This is a genomic window from Streptomyces sp. NPDC005195, assembly GCF_040608315.1.
Lineage (GTDB): Bacteria > Actinomycetota > Actinomycetes > Streptomycetales > Streptomycetaceae > Streptomyces > Streptomyces kaempferi.
In genome coordinates, this window is record NZ_JBEXHZ010000016.1 from 60,597 (window position 1) to 78,498 (window position 17,902).

Sequence of the window (17,902 nt, forward strand, 5' to 3'; positions counted from 1 at the left end):
GTACGGACGGCATGCCGCACTGCTGGGAGAAGTCCGGCTGGGGCGACAACGACTTCACGTTCGCCACGGTGAGCGGAGCGCACTCCGGTTCCCAGGCGATGAAGGTCAGCCTGACCCGGCGCGTGGACGGCGACCGCAAGGCGCTGATCACGGAGTCCGCGGCCTGTGCGCCGGTGGTCACCGCGGGCAGGCAGTACGACCTGGGCCTCTGGTACAGAACGACGACTCCGGACGCCGCCCTCACCCTCTTCCGGCACGACACGACGGCGGGCTGGCAGTACTGGACCGATCTGAAGACCCTGGACATGGCGGCGGCCTGGACCTCGGCGAGCGTCCGTACGCCCGCCGTCCCGGCCGGTACCGACCGGATCACCTGGGGTGTCTCGGTGTACGGCACCGGCTCGGCGACCACCGACGACTACACGATGGAGCAGGTCGTCGACCCGATCCCGCCGGCCGGCTGCACCGGCACCGCCGACCAGTGCGCCAACGGCCGCTGGGACGTGCTCCCCACCGGGAACCCGGTGCGTTCCATGCACTCCGTCGTGCTCCACAACGGCAAGGTGCTGCTGATCGCCGGGTCCGGGAACAGTGAGGAGAACTTCGACGCGGGCACGTTCACCAGCGCGGTCTACGACCCGGCGAACGGCACGTACAAGGTGATCCCCACGCCGAAGGACATGTTCTGCTCGGGGCACGTCCAGCTCGCCGACGGGCGGGTGCTGGTGATGAGCGGCAACAAGGCGTTCCCGGTCGCGGGCGGGCACGGCTACGAGGGGTACAGGGAGTCGTACGTCTTCGACCCCGTCACCGAGACGTACAGCAGGACGAACGACCTGAACGACGGCCACTGGTACCCGTCGGCCACCGAGCTCGGCAACGGTGACGTCCTCTCGTTCGGCGGCCTGCGCGAGGACTCCACCGGTTCGGTGACCGCCGAGCGCTGGTCGGCGCGGGAGCAGCAGTGGCTGCCGCTCTGGCAGGTCAACCAGACCTGGTCGTACTGGGGTCTGTACCCGTCGATGATCCTGATGCAGGACGGGCGGCTCTTCTACTCGGGCAGCCATGTCTTCGGCAACGGCACCCCGGGTACCGGCGCGGCGGTCTACGACTACGACGCGAACACGGTGACGGCCATCCCGGGGCTGCGGAACAAGGACGAGCGCGACCAGTCCGCCAGCGTGCTGCTGCCCCCGGCCCAGGACCAGAAGGTCCTCACGCTCGGCGGCGGCAACATCGACTCCAACCCGGACGCGGGCCGGCTCACCGACGTCATCGATCTCAAGGCCGCGAACCCGGCGTACACGATGGGCCCGCAGATCCCGCGGGGCACCGTCGACCTCGGCGACGGCAAGGTCCCGGAGACGGGCGGGCAGGGCAAGATGTACGTCTCCGCCGTCCTGCTGCCCGACGGCAAGGTGCTGGAGACGGGCGGCGGTCTGCACAACCGGGCCAACCCCGTCTACGAGGCGTCGATCTTCGACCCGGCCTCCTCCACCTTCGACCCGGTGGCCGCCGACCCCGAGGCGCGCGGCTACCACTCCTCCGCGTTCCTGCTGCCCGACGGCCGCGTCATGGCCACCGGCGACAATCCGGGCAACGGCACCTGGAACCACAACGTGTCCCTCTACACACCGCCCTACCTGCTCAAGGGCACCCGCCCGGCGATCACCTCGGTGATCGACAACGAGTGGGTGTACGGGGACACCCAGCGCATCACGGTCGACCGGCCCGTCGTGAAGGCGGAGCTGATCCGGCCCGCCGCGGTGACGCACTCGTCCGACCCCAACCAGCGGTTCGTGGACCTGCCCATGAGCGTGGACGGCGACAACGTCGACCTGAACGTGACCAGCAACCCCGACATGGCGCCGCCGGGCTGGTACATGCTCTTCGCGGTCGACGCCAACGGTGTCCCGTCGGTCGCCAGGTGGGTGCATCTGCAGGGCCCGTCCGCGCTCGCCACGGACACCGCCTCGGCGCACGTCCACTCCTTCGCCGGCTCCCTGGGGGGCACGGTCACCGAGGGCGGCAAGAAGCGGAGTTCGCAGAAGGTCAGCACCACGATCTCCGGCTGCGACCGGCACTACGGCGGCGTCGGCGTCTGTGTCCCGACGGTCTTCCCGCCCGGCGTCGGAAAGGCGACGGTCCCGCGCTGCGCGTGGCTGAAGGCCAACGGCTACGGCCGCCTCGGGGTCAACGGCAAGGACGACCCGCTGGGCCTGGACCCCGACCGGGACGGGGTGGCCTGCGGCGCGAAGGACGTGAAGCGGCGCTAGTGCCGCGGCGCTAGCTCTCGACCCGTCCGAACTCGGCGAGGGCGCGCCCCACGATGGCCTCCAGGTTCTCGTGGTGCGCGCCCCTCCAGTAGGCGCGCCCGCACTCCCGGCACTGCGCGAACACGTCGTACGACCGCTCGGTGCCGCCCTCCAACTGGCCGGCGACCTGCTCCTTGGCGGCCTCCTGGAGCAGACCGTTGCAGGCGGTGCAGCGCGTCCACGGCTTCAACTCGGGTGCGAACCGGCCCAGGACGTCCCGGAGTTGGTCGTCGGGCCGGGTGCTGTAGACGAACGCGCCCGCCCACAGCTCGCGGCGGCGCAGCAGTCCCCGGTCGCGACTGAGCATGACGCGCCGCTCGGCCGCCGAGCGGGTGGCGAGGGCCGGGTCACCGATGTCCGTGGACTCGTAGGCGGTGTCGACGCCGAGGAGGCGCAGGCGGCGGGCGAGGGTGCCGAGGTGGACGTCGAGGAGGAAGCGGAGCGGGGCGCCGGGGACCCGCTGCGGGCGCACGACCGGGCGTACGTGCACGGACTCGCCCGCCGCCGGGACGTGCGACACCGGGACCTCCCGGCCGTCCACGACCAGGGTGCCGACCTCGGTCAGCGGGACGCCGAGCGACTCGACGACATGGCCGAGGGTCGAGGAGCCGTCGGTGGCGACGGTGCCGGCGCCGGAACGCCGCGTGCGGGGGACGAACAGGCCCAGCTCCGGGGCGAAGGCGACGAGGATCTCCGGTCCGTTCACCCGGTCAGGATGTCATGAGCCCTTCGCCACCGGCAGGCCGTGTTCCAGGACGTCCACCGCGCGCTCGACGACGTCGGCGAAGTCCTCCCGGTGGCCGCCCTCGGCCCAGTACAGGGAGGTCTCCAGCAGGCCTCCGATCAGCGACATCGCGAAGACACGCACTTCGAGGCTGTCGGGATCCCGGCCGACGCGTTCCCCGATCGCCCGGCACAGCAGACGGCCCGTGACGGACATGCTCTCCATCATCCGGGAGCGGACCGCGGGGATCTCGACCATCAGCCGGGTCCGCAGCCGGGTCACCTCGGGCTCCTCGGAGTTCCCGAGACCGATGGCCTTCCTCAGCACGTACCGCAGGGAGTCGAACCACGGCTCGTCCGCGGGCCGTGCCCGCAGTTCCTCCTCGAGGAGCGCGTCGTACTCGTCCGTGAGGACGATGTCCTCCTTGGCCGGGAAGTAGCGGAAGACCGTGGACGGGGAGACCTCGGCCGCCTCCGCGATCTGCTCGACGGTCGTCGCGTCGTACCCCTGCTCCCGGATCAGCCGGTACGTCGCCTCGCGGATCGCGATCCGGGTCTTCATCTTCTTGCGCTCCCTCAGCCCCGGCTGGGTGCCCGGGGCGGGAGGGGAGCTGTGTGCGGTGGCGGCCATGACGCTCATTGTCGGGCATCGGCGGGCGTCGGAGCCATGCCGGTGTCCTCCTCGGCGGCGTGGGCGGGGGCCGGCTCGGGGTGGGGCAGCAGTGCCGCGGCGAGCAGCGCCGTGACGAGTGCCGCGATCCCGCTGACCAGCAGGACCAGGTCCATGCCGTGGAGGTAGGAGGCGTCCGCGGAGGCGGCGAGCGCGTGGTCGCCGAGCCGTGCGGCGACCACATGGGCGCCGACCACGGAGTCCGTGGCGGTGTCCGCGGCCGCGTGCGGCAGACCGGAGGTGTCGAGCCGGTCGCCGTACGTGCTCGCCAGCAGTGAGCCGAGCAGCGCGATACCGATCGCACTGCCCACCTGGCGCACGGTCATCAGGAGCCCCGAGCCGCTGCCGGCGCGGTCGCGGGGCAGTGCGCCGAGGGCGGCGGACATCGCGGGCACCACGGCGAAGCCGAAGCCGAGTCCGGCGATCGAAAGCCACAGGGCGGTGAAGCCGTAGCCGTCGTCGACGGCCGTACGGCTGCCGAGGACCGCGGCGAAGGCGAGCGTGACCAGGCCCCCGCTGATCACCGCCCGCGCCCCGAATTTCGCCAGCAGCGGCTGGGCGCCCCTGGAGGCGATGAGCAGTCCGCCCATCATCGGCAGCATCCGCACCCCGGTGGCGAACGCGTCGTGTCCGAGGACCGCCTGCAGATACTGCGGCAGCACGAACATCAGCCCGGACAGCACGAACATGACGAGGGTCGCCGCGAGGGTGTTGAGCAGGAAACCGCGCCGGGTGAGAAGGGAGAGGTCGAGCATCGGGCGGGGGCTACGGCGTTCGCGGACGACGAGCAGCGCGATCAGGACGGGGGAGGCGGCGAAGAGGCCGAGGATCAGCGGATCGCCCCAGCCGCGCTGCGGCGCCTCGATGATCGCGTAGATGAGGATGCTGAGGCCGGCCGCGGTGAGTGCCGTGGAGACGATGTCGACCCTGGGCGAGGCCGGGTCGCGGGTCTCGGGGAGCAGGAAGACGCAGGCGGCGATGCCGATCGCGGCCATGGGCACGTTGACCAGGAAGACCGAGCCCCACCAGAAGTGGTCGAGCAGCCAGCCGCCGAGGATCGGGCCGAGCGGCAGGCCCAGCGCGGACGCGGCGGAGACCGCGCCGACCGCCTTGGTGCGTTCCTCGGGTCCGAAGAGCGACGGCAGGACGGCCATCGCGAGCGGCATCACGAGCGCGCCGCCGACACCCATCAGCGCGCGGGCGACGATCAGCGGGGTGACGTCGTCGACCAGCGCGCCCACCAGGGAGCCGGCCAGGAAGACGCCGAGGCCGGTGATGAGCATCCGGCGCCGTCCGAAGCGGTCGCCCAGCAGACCGGCCGGGAGCATCAGCGCGGCGAAGACGACGACGTAGGCGTCCGCCATCCACTGCTGTTCACCCGTGCTCGCGTCCAGGTCCCGGGCCATCGTCGGCAGCGCCACGTTGAGGATCGTCATGTCGAAGCCGAGCACGAGCATGCTCGCGACCAGGGCCCCCAGGGCCCACCAGCGGCGGGGGTCGCGCCCCACGGCGTCATTCTGAGTGAGAGTCACCATGAAATGAAAGTAACTCTCAAAAGATGGTCACTGTCAATGGGTTGCCCCTTGTGGTGCGTCCACGGGCGCCTGCGGGTACGTGCGCGTGCCTTGTTTGCGCCTCGCCCGTGCCTTGCCCGTGCCTTGCCGTGCCTCTGGTGCCTTTGGTGTTGCGGGCATGGCGAAGGGCCGCGACTCGGGAGTCGCGGCCCTGGATTGGCCGGAAGGGTGCCGGGGGGAGCCCGGCGGTGGGATCAGCCGTGCTGGTAGGCCACCAGCGAGATGCCCACGTAGTGCACGACGAACGCCGCGAGGGTGAGGGAGTGGAAGACCTCGTGGAACCCGAACCAGCGGGGGGAGGGGTTGGGGCGCTTGATCCCGTAGATCACTCCGCCCGCGCTGTAGAGCAGGCCCCCGACGATCACCAGGACGAGGACGGCGATCCCGCCCGTGCGCATGAAGTCCGGGAGGAAGAAGACGGCGGCCCAGCCCATCGCGATGTAGCACGGGGTGTAGAGCCAGCGGGGCGCGCCGACCCAGAACACCCGGAAGGCGATGCCGGCCGCCGCCGCGCCCCAGATGCTCCACAGGAGCCACTGCCCCTTGGCCTCGGGGAGCAGCAGCATCGTCAGCGGCGTGTAGGTGCCAGCGATGATCAGGAAGATGTTGGCGTGGTCGAGTCTGCGCAGCACGCCGTCCATGCGCGGGCTCCAGTCGCCGCGGTGGTAGAGCGCGCTGACCCCGAAGAGCAGGCAGGCGGTCAGGGCGAAGATCCCGCAGGCGATGCGGGCGCGGGTCGAGCTCGCGAGGGCGGTGAGCACCAGGCCGGAGATCAGGACGGCCGGGAACATGCCGAGATGCAGCCAGCCGCGGAGCTTGGGCTTGACCGGAGATGATTCCGGCTGCGACAGGGGTGGCGCTGCGGGGCCGCGGCCTGTGGCCGGCGAGTCCGTGGGCGCGTCGGGGACGGGCGCAGTCATAGCCGAATCGTACCTACGGAACCGTAAGTTACGTATCAGTACGGCGCGCCGGCCGGTCAAGAACCGCCATCTTCTCACGCTGCTGGCGTGCCGCGGCGTTCAGGCAAAAAATCCTTCAGCTGAACCCCGTGTGGACGCAAAGAAGCGTGGGTACACGTGGCGATGCTCACTCCGCTCAGGTGTGAGGCCCTCTGGACATATGGGCGGATGCGTCGGATGATCAAATGAGTGCGGTCGGCACCGGATGAGCGCCAGGGTCTCTCACCGTGAAGCATCCGGGTCGCAGCCCCCAAGGGGCACAACAAACAAAACCCCTCATCTAGGAGCAATCGTGGCGCGCGACATCGCGGCTCCCTCCACCGTTCCCACCCAGCACAAGGACCTGATCTCGTGGGTCAACGAGATCGCAGAACTGACGCAGCCGGACAGCGTGGTCTGGTGTGACGGATCCGAGGCCGAGTACGAGCGGCTGAGCGAGGAGCTCGTGCGCAAGGGCACCTTCAAGAAGCTCGACCCGATCAAGCGCCCCAACTCCTACTACGCAGCTTCCGACCCGACCGATGTCGCGCGGGTCGAGGACCGGACGTTCATCTGCTCCGAGGAGGAGAAGGACGCGGGCCCGACCAACCACTGGAAGGCGCCCGCGGAGATGCGGGAGATCTTCAGCGGCGAGCAGGGAGTCTTCCGCGGCTCGATGAAGGGCCGGACGATGTACGTCGTCCCGTTCTGCATGGGCCCCCTCGGCTCCGACCTCTCCGCGATCGGCGTCGAGATCACCGACTCCGCCTACGTCGCCGTCTCCATGCGCACCATGACCCGTATGGGACAGCCCGTCCTGGACGAGCTCGGCACCGACGGCTTCTTCGTGCGTGCCGTGCACACGCTCGGGGCGCCGCTCGCCGAGGGCGAGGCCGACGTTCCGTGGCCGTGCAACTCCACGAAGTACATCTCGCACTTCCCGGAGACCCGCGAGATCTGGTCGTACGGGTCGGGCTACGGCGGCAACGCGCTGCTCGGCAAGAAGTGCTACGCCCTGCGCATAGCCTCCGTCATGGCACGGGACGAGGGCTGGCTCGCCGAGCACATGCTCATCCTGAAGCTGACCCCGCCGCAGGGCGGGTCCAAGTACGTCGCCGCGGCCTTCCCGAGCGCGTGCGGCAAGACCAACCTCGCCATGCTGGAGCCCACCGTCTCCGGGTGGACGGTCGAGACCATCGGTGACGACATCGCCTGGATGCGGTTCGGCGAGGACGGCCGGCTGTACGCGATCAACCCCGAGGCCGGATTCTTCGGCGTCGCGCCCGGCACCGGTGAGCACACCAACGCCAACGCGATGAAGACGCTCTGGGGCAACTCGGTCTTCACCAACGTCGCGCTGACCGACGACAACGACATCTGGTGGGAGGGGATGACGGAGGAGACTCCCGCCCACCTCACCGACTGGAAGGGCAACGACTGGACGCCGGAGTCCGGCACCCCGGCCGCCCACCCCAACGCCCGCTTCACCGTCCCCGCCGACCAGTGCCCGATCATCGCGCCCGAGTGGGAGGACCCCAAGGGCGTGCCGATCTCGGCGATCCTCTTCGGCGGGCGCCGCGCCACGGCCGTACCGCTGGTGACGGAGTCCTTCGACTGGAACCACGGTGTCTTCCTCGGCGCGAACGTCGCCTCCGAGAAGACCGCCGCCGCCGAGGGCAAGGTCGGTGAGCTGCGCCGCGACCCGTTCGCGATGCTGCCGTTCTGCGGCTACAACATGGGCGACTACATGGGGCACTGGATCGACGTCGCCAAGGACAAGGACCAGGCGAAGCTCCCGAAGATCTACTACGTGAACTGGTTCCGCAAGGACGACGCGGGCAAGTTCGTGTGGCCGGGCTTCGGCGAGAACAGCCGTGTCCTGAAGTGGATCGTGGACCGCCTCGACGGCCGTGCCGAGGGCGTCGAGACGCCCATCGGCGTCCTGCCGGCCAAGGGTGCCCTGGACACCAAGGGACTCGACCTGTCCGAGTCGGAGCTGGACTTCCTGCTCACGGTCGACCGGGAGGTGTGGCGCGAGGAGGCCGCGCTCGTGCCCGAGCACCTCAACACCTTCGGCGAGCACACCCCGAAGGAGCTGTGGGACGAATACCGGGCGCTCGTGCGGCGTCTGGGCTAGGCCGTGTCCGTCTTTTCCCGCCGGGCGGACGGCGCCCGACGGGGGGAGGCGGACACGTCCCACCCGCTCCGCGGCCGGCCGGATGTGCCCTGACCTGCGACGTCGCCAGGGCCGGCCGCGGTGACAGCACCCCGCCGGGGCTCCGCACGATTGTGTGCGGGGCCCCGGCGGACGTCATCACCGCACCGCACCGGGCCGGGAGCGGCCGTCACTGCGAGCGGCCGCGGTCCTCCAGGTAGCGCGTGTGCGTCTCCTGGCGCCGCGACTCCGCTTCCCGCAGGGCGCCCGCCAGCCGGTCGGCCTCCTCGTGCAGCAGGGTGAGCTGCCGCTCCAGATGCCGTTCCGGCGGCTCCGCGCCGGGCGTCAGCCGGGTCCACCACCGGGTCCGCACGAAGGTGTCGACGGCCTCGGGAATGTCCTGCCGCACGGCACGGGACAGCGCGTGCACGCCCTCCGGGTCGCTCGCGAGGACCTCGGCGACCCAGCCGGGGTCCAGCAGCGCGGCCAGGAGTTCGCTCAGCTCGGTGAGCCGGCCCGCGGCCGCCGGAGGCAGCTCGACGCCGTCCAGATACGCGCGCAGGGTGGCGAAGTCGGCCCGCAGCTCCTCCAGTTGCGCGGAGGGGTCGGGGAAGTCCGGGAGCGCCGGACGCTCCGGCGGCGCGATCAGCGCGCCCGCGCCGTACAGACCCGCGACGACCACGGGCCAGTACACACCCGCCAGACCCGTGAAGGTCAGCGCCAGCCCGCCGAGCCCGCAGGCGCTCCCGGCCAGGTTCTTCCGGGACTCCAGATAGCCCACGAACCTATTGGTAGCCACGGATCTCCTCGAAGGCGCCGTCGAGCGAACCCTTGCGGGCGTCGAAGAGACGGCCGCCGGTCAGGTCGGCGATGTGCCCCAGCTCGTCGCGGTCGGAGTCGCCGAAGAGGATCGGGAACACGGGGATCTCCCGCTGCGCGCCGGGCAGTTCGCGGTAGAAGCCGTCGAAGTGCCCGGGTCCCGAGCCCGTCGTGTTCTCGCCGTCGGTCATCAGCACGATCGACGTGAACGAGTCGTCGTCGGCGCCCAGATGCTCGTAGGCCTTCTCCAGCGAGGTGTAGATCGCGGTGTCGCCGGAGGCGCTGAGCGCCCGGGTGTCCGCCCGGATGCCGTCCAGCCCGGCCTTCGGGTCGGCGGGCCGCACGAGGTGCGTGCGGACGCTCTTGACGTTCGATCCGAACGGCATCAGCGTCACCTCCTCGCGTTCACGGAAGTCACCCGTCAGGGAGGTGAGCGCCTTCTTCAGCCGGTCGAGCCTGCTGCCGCGCATCGAGCCCGAGGTGTCGAGGACGTACACGGTCCGGGAGGGCCGGCGGAGCTGGTTCTCGTACGAGTCGAGGAGCCGGTCGGCGACGGACCGGGTGCCGGGGAAGGCGAGTTCGCGCCGTCTGCTCGTGTCGAGACCGGCTGCCGGGGCGACGGAGGCGACCACCGGACGGCGCAGGGTGCGCTCGGTGATGAGCCGCTGGACGGCCGGGGTGCGCAGCGCCTCGGTGAGACGGCGGACGGTCTCCCGGGTGTTCTTGTCCGTGGCGGCGAGCGAGGAGAGCGGATAGTCGGCGCTCACGACGCCGTCGCGCGGCCGGATGACCGTCAGGTCCTTCATCCCCTTGAGGACGGACTCGTAGTTGAGCAGGGCGTCCACGGTGCCGCGGCGCCGGTACGCGCTCGCCAGCCAGCCGGAGGACCCCGAGGTCAGCTTCTGGCCCTTGAAGAACTCCTTGAGACGTGGGGTCGCCTTGGCCACGTCCGCCTCGGTGAGCGCCGACTGTGCTCCGGACAGACCCGAGGCGACCGAGATCAGGGTGGAGAAACCGGAGTTGGAGCGAGCGGGGTCGGTCATGCCGTACGTCAGCCGGCCCTGCGCCACCGCCTTCTCCACCTGCGGCCAGGTGACGTCGTCCGGCTTCCAGCCCAGGGCCGCCACGGTCGCCGGCTTCACCCCGATGGCCACCGGGCTCGACATGACCGGCGTCTCCGAGACGACCCTCTTCGCCGCCTCGGGGCGCAGCCGCAGATAGTCGTTGGACGACAGCCACAGCGCGTCGTAGGAGCCGTCGACCTTGCCGCGCGCGAGGAGGTCCACGGCGGCGAGCGTGCCCAGGTAGGTGGGGCGGACCGTGATGCCGGTGTCCTTGCGGACCTGCTCCAGCACCGGCCGCATGTCGCCGAGTTCGCTGGAGGCGAGGATGCGCAGGGTGCCGGGTTCGGGTGCGTTCTCCTCGGGCCGCTGCTCGTGTCGCGGGTGTGCCGTGCACGCCGCCAGCATCGCGAGCACGGCGAGAGCGGCCGTTCCCGCCCCGGTGCGTCTGACGCGCCTCACGCGGACCCTCCGTCCAGGGCGCCGCGCGACCGGCTGCGCTCCAGGTAGACGCTCGCCTGCTGGAGTTCCGAGGTGAGGGACTCCACGGTCACCGCCATCGCCTCGGTGGCCTGGACCTTGTAGGTGTCGATGGCGTCGAGGGTGCGGTAGATCTGCTGGAAGGCGGTACGGAGGGTCTCCGCGCCGACGGCCGGGTCGGCGGCGATGCGCTGGATCTCGCCGCTCTGCGTGGCCAGCATCTCGGCGTTGCCGCGGATCAGTTCCTCCGTGGTGCCGCGCAACGCGTTGACCTGGTCGACGACCTTGCGCTGGTTGTCGAGGGCGGAGGCGAGCATCACGGAGATGCGCAGCGCGGAGACCGTGGTGGTGGCGGCGCGGTCGACGCCCTTGATGAGTTCGTCGTTGTTGCGCCGGACCACGTCCATGGCCAGATAGCCCTGCGCGCACACCGCGAGCTGGGTCAGCAGGTCCTGGTGCTTCTGGCGCACCGGGAAGAGGACGTCGGAGCGGAGGGTGTCGGCCTGCGCGGGGTCGCCGCCGTCGACGCCCGAGATGTGCTCCTCGACGGCCGTGTCCAGGGCCTGGGTCAGCACCACGTACTCCTGGAGCTTGCCCATCGTCTCCCAGAGCCGGACCCGCTCGGTCTGCAACGCCGCGTTGTCACGGCGCAGTTCGTCCTGACCACCGCGCAGAGAGCCCACGATCTTGTTCAGGGTGGCCTGCGAGGAGGCGTACTTGGCGACGTGGTCGCGCAGCTTGTTGCCGCCCGGCAGCCGCGAGAGGAGCTTGCGCCCCTTGCTCGCGGGCAGGTCGCGCGGGTCCAGATCCTCGACCACGCGCCGGAGTTCGACGAGCGAGCCCGCGACGTGCGACTGCGCGTCCTCGCCCTTCGAGGGGAGGCTGCGCAGGGTGCGCTCCAGCATGCGGTTGGACTGCGCGGCGGCTCCCCGCATCTCGCTCGCGCCCAGGCCCGCGATCTCCCCGACCTTGCCCGCGAACTCGGGTGAACGGGCGTCCAGGGTCGCGAGTCCGCCGATGTACTCGGCCGCCCTGCGCGCCATCTCGTCCTGCACGGACGGGTCGACGGGAACGAGTCCGCCGGCCTTCTCGCGTCGCACGGGCGCGACGGCCTCGGGCGGCGTGAGGGTGAACGTGTCCTCGATGCTCATGATGTGCTTCCCCCCTGGCCCTTCGCCCGGCGGGCCATCTCGTGCAGCACCGCGGAGGCGGGCACGGGCGCCTGCCGGACGCCGGTCAGTTTCTGGTTGAGATAGGTGGCGTGGGCGGCGGTCGCCGCCGTGAACTCCGCGCTCGCGCCCTGCGGCCGGAACCCGTGCTTGACGGCCAGCCCGCGCAGAACCGGGTCGCCGCTGAGGAGTTCACCGAGCGCACGGCCGGCCTCCGTCAGCGGTACGACGGTGTGGTCGCTGTTCGCGGTGGTGTCCGGGTACAGGACGGTGAGATCACCGACGTCCTGGCCCTGGGCGAGCAGCGAGGCGACCTGTGACTCGTACACCAGCACGAGCGGGTTTCCGGCCCCGCTGATGAAGTCCCGGAACGCGGCGTCCGTGCTGGTCTGCTGGGCCCCCTGGACGCTGATGAGCTTGCGCATGAGGGGCGCGGTGCGGGTGACGGCGGCGGTGTCCGCGGCGACCCGGCCGCCGTCGGCGACGTACGAGGCGGCGGCGAGGTAGAGCGCGCCGGAGTTGGAGGTGACGGGGTCGGTGGTGGCGATGTACAGCGTGCCGGTCAGCTCCCCGTGCGCCCCGGCCCCCTTGAGCTGTTGCCAGGTCCGGTCGTGCTCGGCGGCCTTGAGGTACGCGGCCATCCTGAGCGTGCCGGAGCCCTTGCCGAGGGTCGCGAGCCCGTTCGCCGCGAGCACCTCGGCGGCGCTGCGGTGGGCGACGACCACGAGGGGCGAGTAGAAGGGGCGCGGCAGCGGCTGCCGCGCGTGGTACTTGGCGGCGAGCTCGTCGGCCGGGGCCTGGCTCGAGGGGAAGGCGAAGTCGTACCCCTTGAGGTCCAGGCCCTCCATGGCCCAGGACCCGGAGGTCTCCGTCTTCACGGTGTAGCCCTTGGCGGCGAGGGCCTTCACCACGTCGGGGTCGGCGAAGAACTCCGCCTTCTCCGAACCGATCACTCCATGCACGGTCTTCGTTGCCGTGCCCGTGTCCTGGCCTTCGCGGCCCGCTACGACGGCTGCTGCCACGCCGCCGATCAGCAGGACCGCCAGGACGATTCCCACGATGCGTCTCACACCGAGGAGAATGCTCCCGGAATCCAACGTTCCCGGAGGCACCGGGTGAACGGGGAGTGACCGACCTATCCCGGTATGCAACCGGAACGGGTGCTTCCCCCGGTGCGGCCCGTCATCGGAGAGCGAAGACGGAGCCGAGATCGTCCTCGCCACGCCCGCCGGAGACGGGTGGAGTGTGTGGCGCCCGGTCCGCGCGACGCTGAGGGTGCGCGCGGACCGGGGCCGTTCGGGGGAGCGCCGGGCTCAGTGGGAGGCGAGCGTGCGGGGGTCGGTGGCCAGGGCGTGGGCGTCCATGCGCTCGGCGGCCAGGATCGCGGCGGCCGTGTCCGCGCGGGAGGCGGCGACGACGAGGGCGCGTCCGGCGAGGGCGTGGGCGCGCTGGTGGAGGGCCGTGGCGCGCGGCTCGGGGGCGGCCGAGGACGTGCGCACCGGCGCCATGCCTCCCCGGAGCCGCGCGACCTGTTCGGCGAGCCGCCCGGCCGCGGCGTCCAGGTCGGGGGAGGGAGCGAGTGCGCGGATCTCGTCCGTCACCGCGAGGAGGGCCGCGAGATGCCCGGCGAGCTGGATGTCCAGCTCCTCCTCGCGCGACCGGTGGGGGAAGTCCGAGGGCGTGCCGGGCGCGGTGTGGACCGACTTGGTGCGGATCGGTTCGTACATGGGACGGCCTCCTGTGCGCTCGCAGGAAGCCATCCTAGCTTGGATTCGGTCTAAAGTTGAGCCGGGTCGCGCATCTGGACCCGGCGGGCACGCAGGGTGAGGGTCAGGGCTGGCCGTAGCCGTCCAGGAAGGTGCCGATCCGGGTCACCGCGTCGGTCAGATCGCCTACGGTCGGCAGGGTGACCACCCGGAAGTGGTCCGGCTCCGGCCAGTTGAAGCCCGTTCCCTGGACGACCATGATCTTCTCGCGGCGCAGCAGGTCGAGGACCATCTGCCGGTCGTCCTTGATCTTGAAGACCTTCGGGTCGAGCCGCGGGAAGAGATACAGCGCGCCCTTCGGCTTCACGCAGCTCACCCCCGGGATCTGGGTCAGCAGTTCGTACGCGACGTCCCGCTGCTCCTTCAGGCGCCCGCCCGGCAGGACGAGCTCGCCGATGGTCTGCCGGCCGCTCAGCGCGGCGACCACGCCGTGCTGGCCCGGCATGTTCGCGCACAGCCGCATGTTCGCGAGGATCGTCAGGCCCTCGATGTAGGAGTCGGCGTGGGCGCGGGGGCCCGAGATCGACATCCAGCCGACGCGGTAACCGGCGACCCGGTAGGCCTTCGACATGCCGTTGAAGGTGAGGGTGAGCAGGTCGGGGGCGACCGCGGAGGTGGGGGTGTGCGTCGCGTCGTCGTACAGGATCTTGTCGTAGATCTCGTCCGAGCAGACGAGCAGGTTGTGGCGGCGGGCGATGTCCGTGAGCCCGCGCAGCATCGCCTCGTCGTACACCGCGCCCGTCGGGTTGTTCGGGTTGATGATGACGATCGCCTTGGTGCGGTCGGTGACCTTCCGCTCCACGTCCGCGAGGTCGGGCATCCAGTCGGACTGCTCGTCGCAGCGGTAGTGGACGGCGGTGCCGCCGGACAGGGACACGGCCGCGGTCCACAGCGGGTAGTCCGGTGCCGGTACGAGCACCTCGTCGCCGTCGTCGAGCAGGCCCTGCATCGCCATCACGATCAGCTCGGACACGCCGTTGCCGATGAAGACGTGCTCGACGTCCGTCTCGATGCCGAGGGTCTGGTTGTGCATGACGACGGCGCGGCGGGCGGCCAGCAGGCCCTTCGCGTCGCCGTAGCCGTGCGCCGAGGAGACGTTGCGGAGGATGTCCTCCAGGATCTCCGGCGGGCACTCGAACCCGAAGGCGGCCGGATTGCCGGTGTTCAGCTTGAGGATCCGGTGCCCCGCGGCTTCCAGCCGCATCGCCTCCTCGAGCACCGGGCCCCGGATCTCGTAACAGACGTTGGCGAGCTTGGTCGACTGGATCACCTGCATGTCCGTGAGCTTACGGCCGCGTAACGCGTCGCGGGGCGTGTTTTCCACCACGTGAGACGTGGTGTTTTGGGTGACTTTCGTCCGCCGGCGCGTCGTGGACCCCGTGACCCCGGCGGTATCCGCCCGTGTCCTGGCGTGACGGCCGGACCGGCGCGCGAGCCGGGCGCGGGGCAGGGCTGATCCCGGCCACGGGCGAGGTTCCCCCGAACGGGTCGGTGACCGCGACCACACGGTTCCCGCGGCGGTCGCCCGAGGCCGGAAACGACTCCTTGTCCGTTGCGTCCCCTCGCTTCACAATGCGCATGACAAATCTGGCCGTGGCCGGAAGACCTCCGGCCGCCCAAGTCGCAAGAGGGGACCCCCACATGAGAAAGCCTCTCGTCGCCGCGCTGTTCGCCCTGGTGATCACCGGGGCGGGCGTGGCACCCGCGGTCGCGGCACCCGCCCATACAGCCACCCCCGCGCACACAGCCACCCCCGCGTACGCACCCGCGTCCGCACCGGTCACACGGGCGTCCGCCGCGCGGTCGTCGGTAGCGCAGGCGTCGGCCGTCCGGGCGCCTGCCGTCCAGGCCGTGACCTACGCCGGCACCGTCGCGCTCAGCAACTGCTCGGGCTCCGTCATCCGGATGCCCAACTCCGCCGACAGCGACCCCGCGCTCGTGCTCTCCAACGGGCACTGCCTGGAGACGGGCTTCCCGGAACCGGGCGAGGTCATCGTCGGCCAGACCTCCTCGCGCTCCTTCACCCTGCTCAACTCCGCGGGGACGGGCGTCGGGACACTGCGCGCGAGCAAGGTCGCGTACTCGACGATGACCGACACCGACATCACGATCTACCAGCTCACCCGCACCTACGCGCAGATCAGGAGCTCGTACGGGATCAGCGCGCTGACCCTCAGCGACACGCGTCCCACCGCGGGCACGGCCATCAAGGTCGTCTCCGGCTACTGGAAGCGGACCTACAGCTGCAACGTCGACGGGTTCGTGTACCGCCTGAAGGAGGGTGGCTGGACCTGGAAGGACTCGGTCCGCTACACCTCCGCCTGCAACACCATCGGCGGCACCTCGGGCTCGCCCGTGATCGACAACACCACCGGCAAGGTCGTCGCCGTCAACAACACCGGCAACGAGGACGGCGAGCGCTGCACGGTGAACAACCCGTGCGAGGTCGACGCGAGCGGCAACGTCACCATCCGTCAGGGCATCAACTACGCCGAGGAGACGTACCAGATCGTCCCGTGCTTCGGGACCGGCAACAAGCTCGACCTGAGCGCCACCGGGTGTGTCCTGCCCAAGCCGTGACGCCCGGCGGGGCGGGCGGTCAGGCCGTACGGCGGACCGCCCGCCCCGCCAGGACGTCCGTGCGCCGTCCGTCCTCGATCACGAAACGCCCGTCGACCAGCACGTACGGGATGCCCGTCGGGAGGGTGCGCGGTGCCTCGAAGGTGGACCCGGCCGCGACGGTGGCCGGGTCGAACAGGACGAGGTCGGCGCGGTAGCCCTCGCGGACCAGACCGCGGTCCGGCAGCCGCAGCCGGGCGGCCGGACGGCCGGTGAGGTGGGCGACGCACTCCTCCAGTGAGAGGACCCCCAACTCCCGCACGTACCGGCCGAGATACTGCGGGAACGTGCCGTAGGCGCGCGGGTGCGGCTTGTCGCCGCGCAGGATGCCGTCCGAGCCGCCGGTGTGCACGCGGTGCCGCATGATGGCGCGCACGTTCTCCTCGTGGCCGACGTGCTGGAGGATCGTGGCGCCGAGCCGGTCGTCGAGGAGGATACGGCGGGCGGTGGTCCACGGGTCCTCGCCGAGCCGGTCGGCGGACTGCCGGACCGTGCTGCCGACGTACTGCGCGAGCGCCGGATCGGTGACGCCGGAGATCTCGATGGTGTCCCACTCGATGGGGACGCCGTGACAGCCGTCCGCGCCGAGGACCTCCATGTGGTGCCGGATGCGCTCGGCGCTCTGGTCGTCCGCCAGCCGGGCCAGGACCGCCTCGGGACCGCCCTCGCCCGCCCAGCTCGGCAGCATCGCCACGAGCGTGGTGCAGCCGGGGGTGTAGGGATACGTGTCGAGGCTGATGTCCGCGCCCTCGGCGAGCGCGCGGTCCAGGAGCGCGAGCAGCTCGGGCGCCCGGCCCTCGTTCACCCCGAAGTTCATGGTGGCGTGCGCGAGATGGAGCGGGCAGCCCGCCTCGCGGGTGAGGGCCACCATCTCCTCGTACGCCTCCAGGGCGCCCGCCCCGTACGAGCGGTGGTGCGGGCAGTAGTAGCCGCCGTGCGCGGCCACCACCCGGCACAGTTCGGTGAGTTCGGTGTTCTCGGCATACATGCCCGGGGTGTAGGTGAGGCCGGAGGACATGCCGACGGCGCCCTCCCGCAGGCCGTCGGCGACCAGCCGCCGCATACGGTCCAGCTCCCGCTCGGTCGCCGGGCGGTCCTCCCAGCCGACGGCGAGCATGCGGACGGTGCCCTGCGGGACGAGGTACGCGGCGTTCACCGCGATGCCCTCGCCGTCGAAGCCGTGGTCGAGCCGGTCCAGGTACTCGCCGACCGAGCGCCAGCCGAAGTCGATGTCGTCGCCGTACCCGTTCCAGCCGGTGATCGCCCTGCGGACCTCGGCGAGCGTGCGGTCGTCCACCGGCGCGTACGACAGTCCGTCCTGCCCGATGACCTCCAGGGTCACCCCCTGGGCCGCCTTCGCGGTGTGCTCCGGGTCGCGCAGCAGGGCCAGGTCGCTGTGGGCGTGCATGTCGATGAAGCCGGGCGCCAGGGCCAGACCCTCGGCGTCCAGGACCCGGCGGGCGACGGGCCGCAGACAGCCGGCCGCCGCGCCCTCCTTGAGGACGGTGGTGATCCTGCCGCCCTCGATCCCCACGTCGGCGCGGTACGAGGGCCCCCCGGTGCCGTCGACGACCTCCGCGTCGCGGATGACGAGATCCATCATGGCGTGCGTC

At 71.0% G+C, this 17,902-nt stretch carries 14 protein-coding genes; 3 read left to right on the forward strand and 11 right to left on the reverse strand.

Features of this window, described 5'->3' with window-relative positions; all coding sequences use genetic code 11:
• Positions 1–11 precede the first annotated feature (11 nt).
• Positions 12–2,276 (forward strand): galactose oxidase early set domain-containing protein, encoded by a 2,265-nt coding sequence (locus ABZV34_RS18955; protein WP_356277668.1) that lies wholly within the window; start codon positions 12–14, stop codon positions 2,274–2,276.
• Positions 2,277–2,286: 10 nt separating this feature from the next.
• On the opposite strand, the gene ABZV34_RS18960 is transcribed toward ABZV34_RS18955, so the two are convergent.
• From ABZV34_RS18960 to ABZV34_RS18975, 4 genes are all read right to left on the reverse strand, one after another.
• Entirely contained in the window at positions 2,287–3,021 is a 735-nt protein-coding gene (locus tag ABZV34_RS18960; protein WP_356277493.1) for a Mut7-C RNAse domain-containing protein, read from the reverse strand.
• Between the two features lie 12 nt (positions 3,022–3,033).
• Positions 3,034–3,669, reverse strand: a complete 636-nt coding sequence (locus ABZV34_RS18965; protein WP_356277496.1) for a TetR family transcriptional regulator — start codon at positions 3,667–3,669, stop codon at positions 3,034–3,036.
• A 5-nt stretch (positions 3,670–3,674) separates the two neighbouring features.
• On the reverse strand, positions 3,675–5,243 hold the full coding sequence (locus ABZV34_RS18970) for an MFS transporter (protein WP_356277499.1): 1,569 nt from the start codon (positions 5,241–5,243) through the stop codon (positions 3,675–3,677).
• Positions 5,244–5,476: 233 nt separating this feature from the next.
• Complete coding sequence (locus ABZV34_RS18975) at positions 5,477–6,202, reverse strand: hemolysin III family protein (protein WP_356277502.1); 726 nt, start codon at positions 6,200–6,202, stop codon at positions 5,477–5,479.
• Positions 6,203–6,533: 331 nt separating this feature from the next.
• On the opposite strand from ABZV34_RS18975, the gene ABZV34_RS18980 reads away from it, so the two are divergent.
• Positions 6,534–8,357, forward strand: a complete 1,824-nt coding sequence (locus ABZV34_RS18980; RefSeq protein ID WP_356277505.1) for a phosphoenolpyruvate carboxykinase (GTP) — start codon at positions 6,534–6,536, stop codon at positions 8,355–8,357.
• Between the two features lie 208 nt (positions 8,358–8,565).
• Here the strand turns inward: ABZV34_RS18980 and ABZV34_RS18985 are convergent, their stop codons facing one another.
• From ABZV34_RS18985 to ABZV34_RS19010, 6 genes are all read right to left on the reverse strand, one after another.
• Positions 8,566–9,174, reverse strand: a complete 609-nt coding sequence (locus ABZV34_RS18985; RefSeq protein WP_356277508.1) for a hypothetical protein — start codon at positions 9,172–9,174, stop codon at positions 8,566–8,568.
• On the reverse strand, positions 9,161–10,663 hold the full coding sequence (locus ABZV34_RS18990; RefSeq protein ID WP_356277671.1) for a VWA domain-containing protein: 1,503 nt from the start codon (positions 10,661–10,663) through the stop codon (positions 9,161–9,163). Before ABZV34_RS18990 ends, ABZV34_RS18985 begins: the two co-directional genes overlap by 14 nt.
• 50 nt (positions 10,664–10,713) lie before the next feature.
• On the reverse strand, positions 10,714–11,886 hold the full coding sequence (locus ABZV34_RS18995) for a toxic anion resistance protein (protein WP_356277511.1): 1,173 nt from the start codon (positions 11,884–11,886) through the stop codon (positions 10,714–10,716).
• Complete coding sequence (locus ABZV34_RS19000; protein ID WP_356277513.1) at positions 11,883–12,974, reverse strand: substrate-binding domain-containing protein; 1,092 nt, start codon at positions 12,972–12,974, stop codon at positions 11,883–11,885. Before ABZV34_RS19000 ends, ABZV34_RS18995 begins: the two co-directional genes overlap by 4 nt.
• Before the next feature lie 243 nt (positions 12,975–13,217).
• Positions 13,218–13,631 (reverse strand): hypothetical protein, encoded by a 414-nt coding sequence (locus ABZV34_RS19005; protein WP_356277515.1) that lies wholly within the window; start codon positions 13,629–13,631, stop codon positions 13,218–13,220.
• A gap of 103 nt (positions 13,632–13,734) precedes the next feature.
• The gene (locus tag ABZV34_RS19010) at positions 13,735–14,946 is read right to left on the reverse strand and encodes a pyridoxal phosphate-dependent aminotransferase (RefSeq protein WP_356277518.1); all 1,212 of its coding nucleotides are present in this window, start codon (positions 14,944–14,946) and stop codon (positions 13,735–13,737) included.
• Positions 14,947–15,311: 365 nt separating this feature from the next.
• On the opposite strand from ABZV34_RS19010, the gene ABZV34_RS19015 reads away from it, so the two are divergent.
• Positions 15,312–16,250, forward strand: coding sequence for a serine protease (locus tag ABZV34_RS19015; protein ID WP_356277521.1), 939 nt, complete (start codon positions 15,312–15,314; stop codon positions 16,248–16,250).
• Positions 16,251–16,269: 19 nt separating this feature from the next.
• On the opposite strand, the gene ABZV34_RS19020 is transcribed toward ABZV34_RS19015, so the two are convergent.
• Entirely contained in the window at positions 16,270–17,892 is a 1,623-nt protein-coding gene (locus ABZV34_RS19020; RefSeq protein WP_356277523.1) for a D-aminoacylase, read from the reverse strand.
• Positions 17,893–17,902 lie beyond the last annotated feature (10 nt).

What these genes read in the sequence shown, in the direction of transcription:
- ABZV34_RS18955 (WP_356277668.1), top strand. Translation starts at nt 12, where the DNA reads ATGCCGCACTGCTGGGAGAAGTCCGGCTGGGGCGACAACGACTTCACG.
- ABZV34_RS18965 (WP_356277496.1), bottom strand. Translation starts at nt 3,669, where the DNA reads ATGGCCGCCACCGCACACAGCTCCCCTCCCGCCCCGGGCACCCAGCCG.
- ABZV34_RS18970 (WP_356277499.1), bottom strand. Translation starts at nt 5,243, where the DNA reads ATGGTGACTCTCACTCAGAATGACGCCGTGGGGCGCGACCCCCGCCGC.
- ABZV34_RS18975 (WP_356277502.1), bottom strand. Translation starts at nt 6,202, where the DNA reads ATGACTGCGCCCGTCCCCGACGCGCCCACGGACTCGCCGGCCACAGGC.
- ABZV34_RS18990 (WP_356277671.1), bottom strand. Translation starts at nt 10,663, where the DNA reads ATGCTGGCGGCGTGCACGGCACACCCGCGACACGAGCAGCGGCCCGAG.
- ABZV34_RS18995 (WP_356277511.1), bottom strand. Translation starts at nt 11,886, where the DNA reads ATGAGCATCGAGGACACGTTCACCCTCACGCCGCCCGAGGCCGTCGCG.
- ABZV34_RS19005 (WP_356277515.1), bottom strand. Translation starts at nt 13,631, where the DNA reads ATGTACGAACCGATCCGCACCAAGTCGGTCCACACCGCGCCCGGCACG.
- ABZV34_RS19010 (WP_356277518.1), bottom strand. Translation starts at nt 14,946, where the DNA reads ATGCAGGTGATCCAGTCGACCAAGCTCGCCAACGTCTGTTACGAGATC.
- ABZV34_RS19015 (WP_356277521.1), top strand. Translation starts at nt 15,312, where the DNA reads ATGAGAAAGCCTCTCGTCGCCGCGCTGTTCGCCCTGGTGATCACCGGG.
- ABZV34_RS19020 (WP_356277523.1), bottom strand. Translation starts at nt 17,892, where the DNA reads ATGATGGATCTCGTCATCCGCGACGCGGAGGTCGTCGACGGCACCGGG.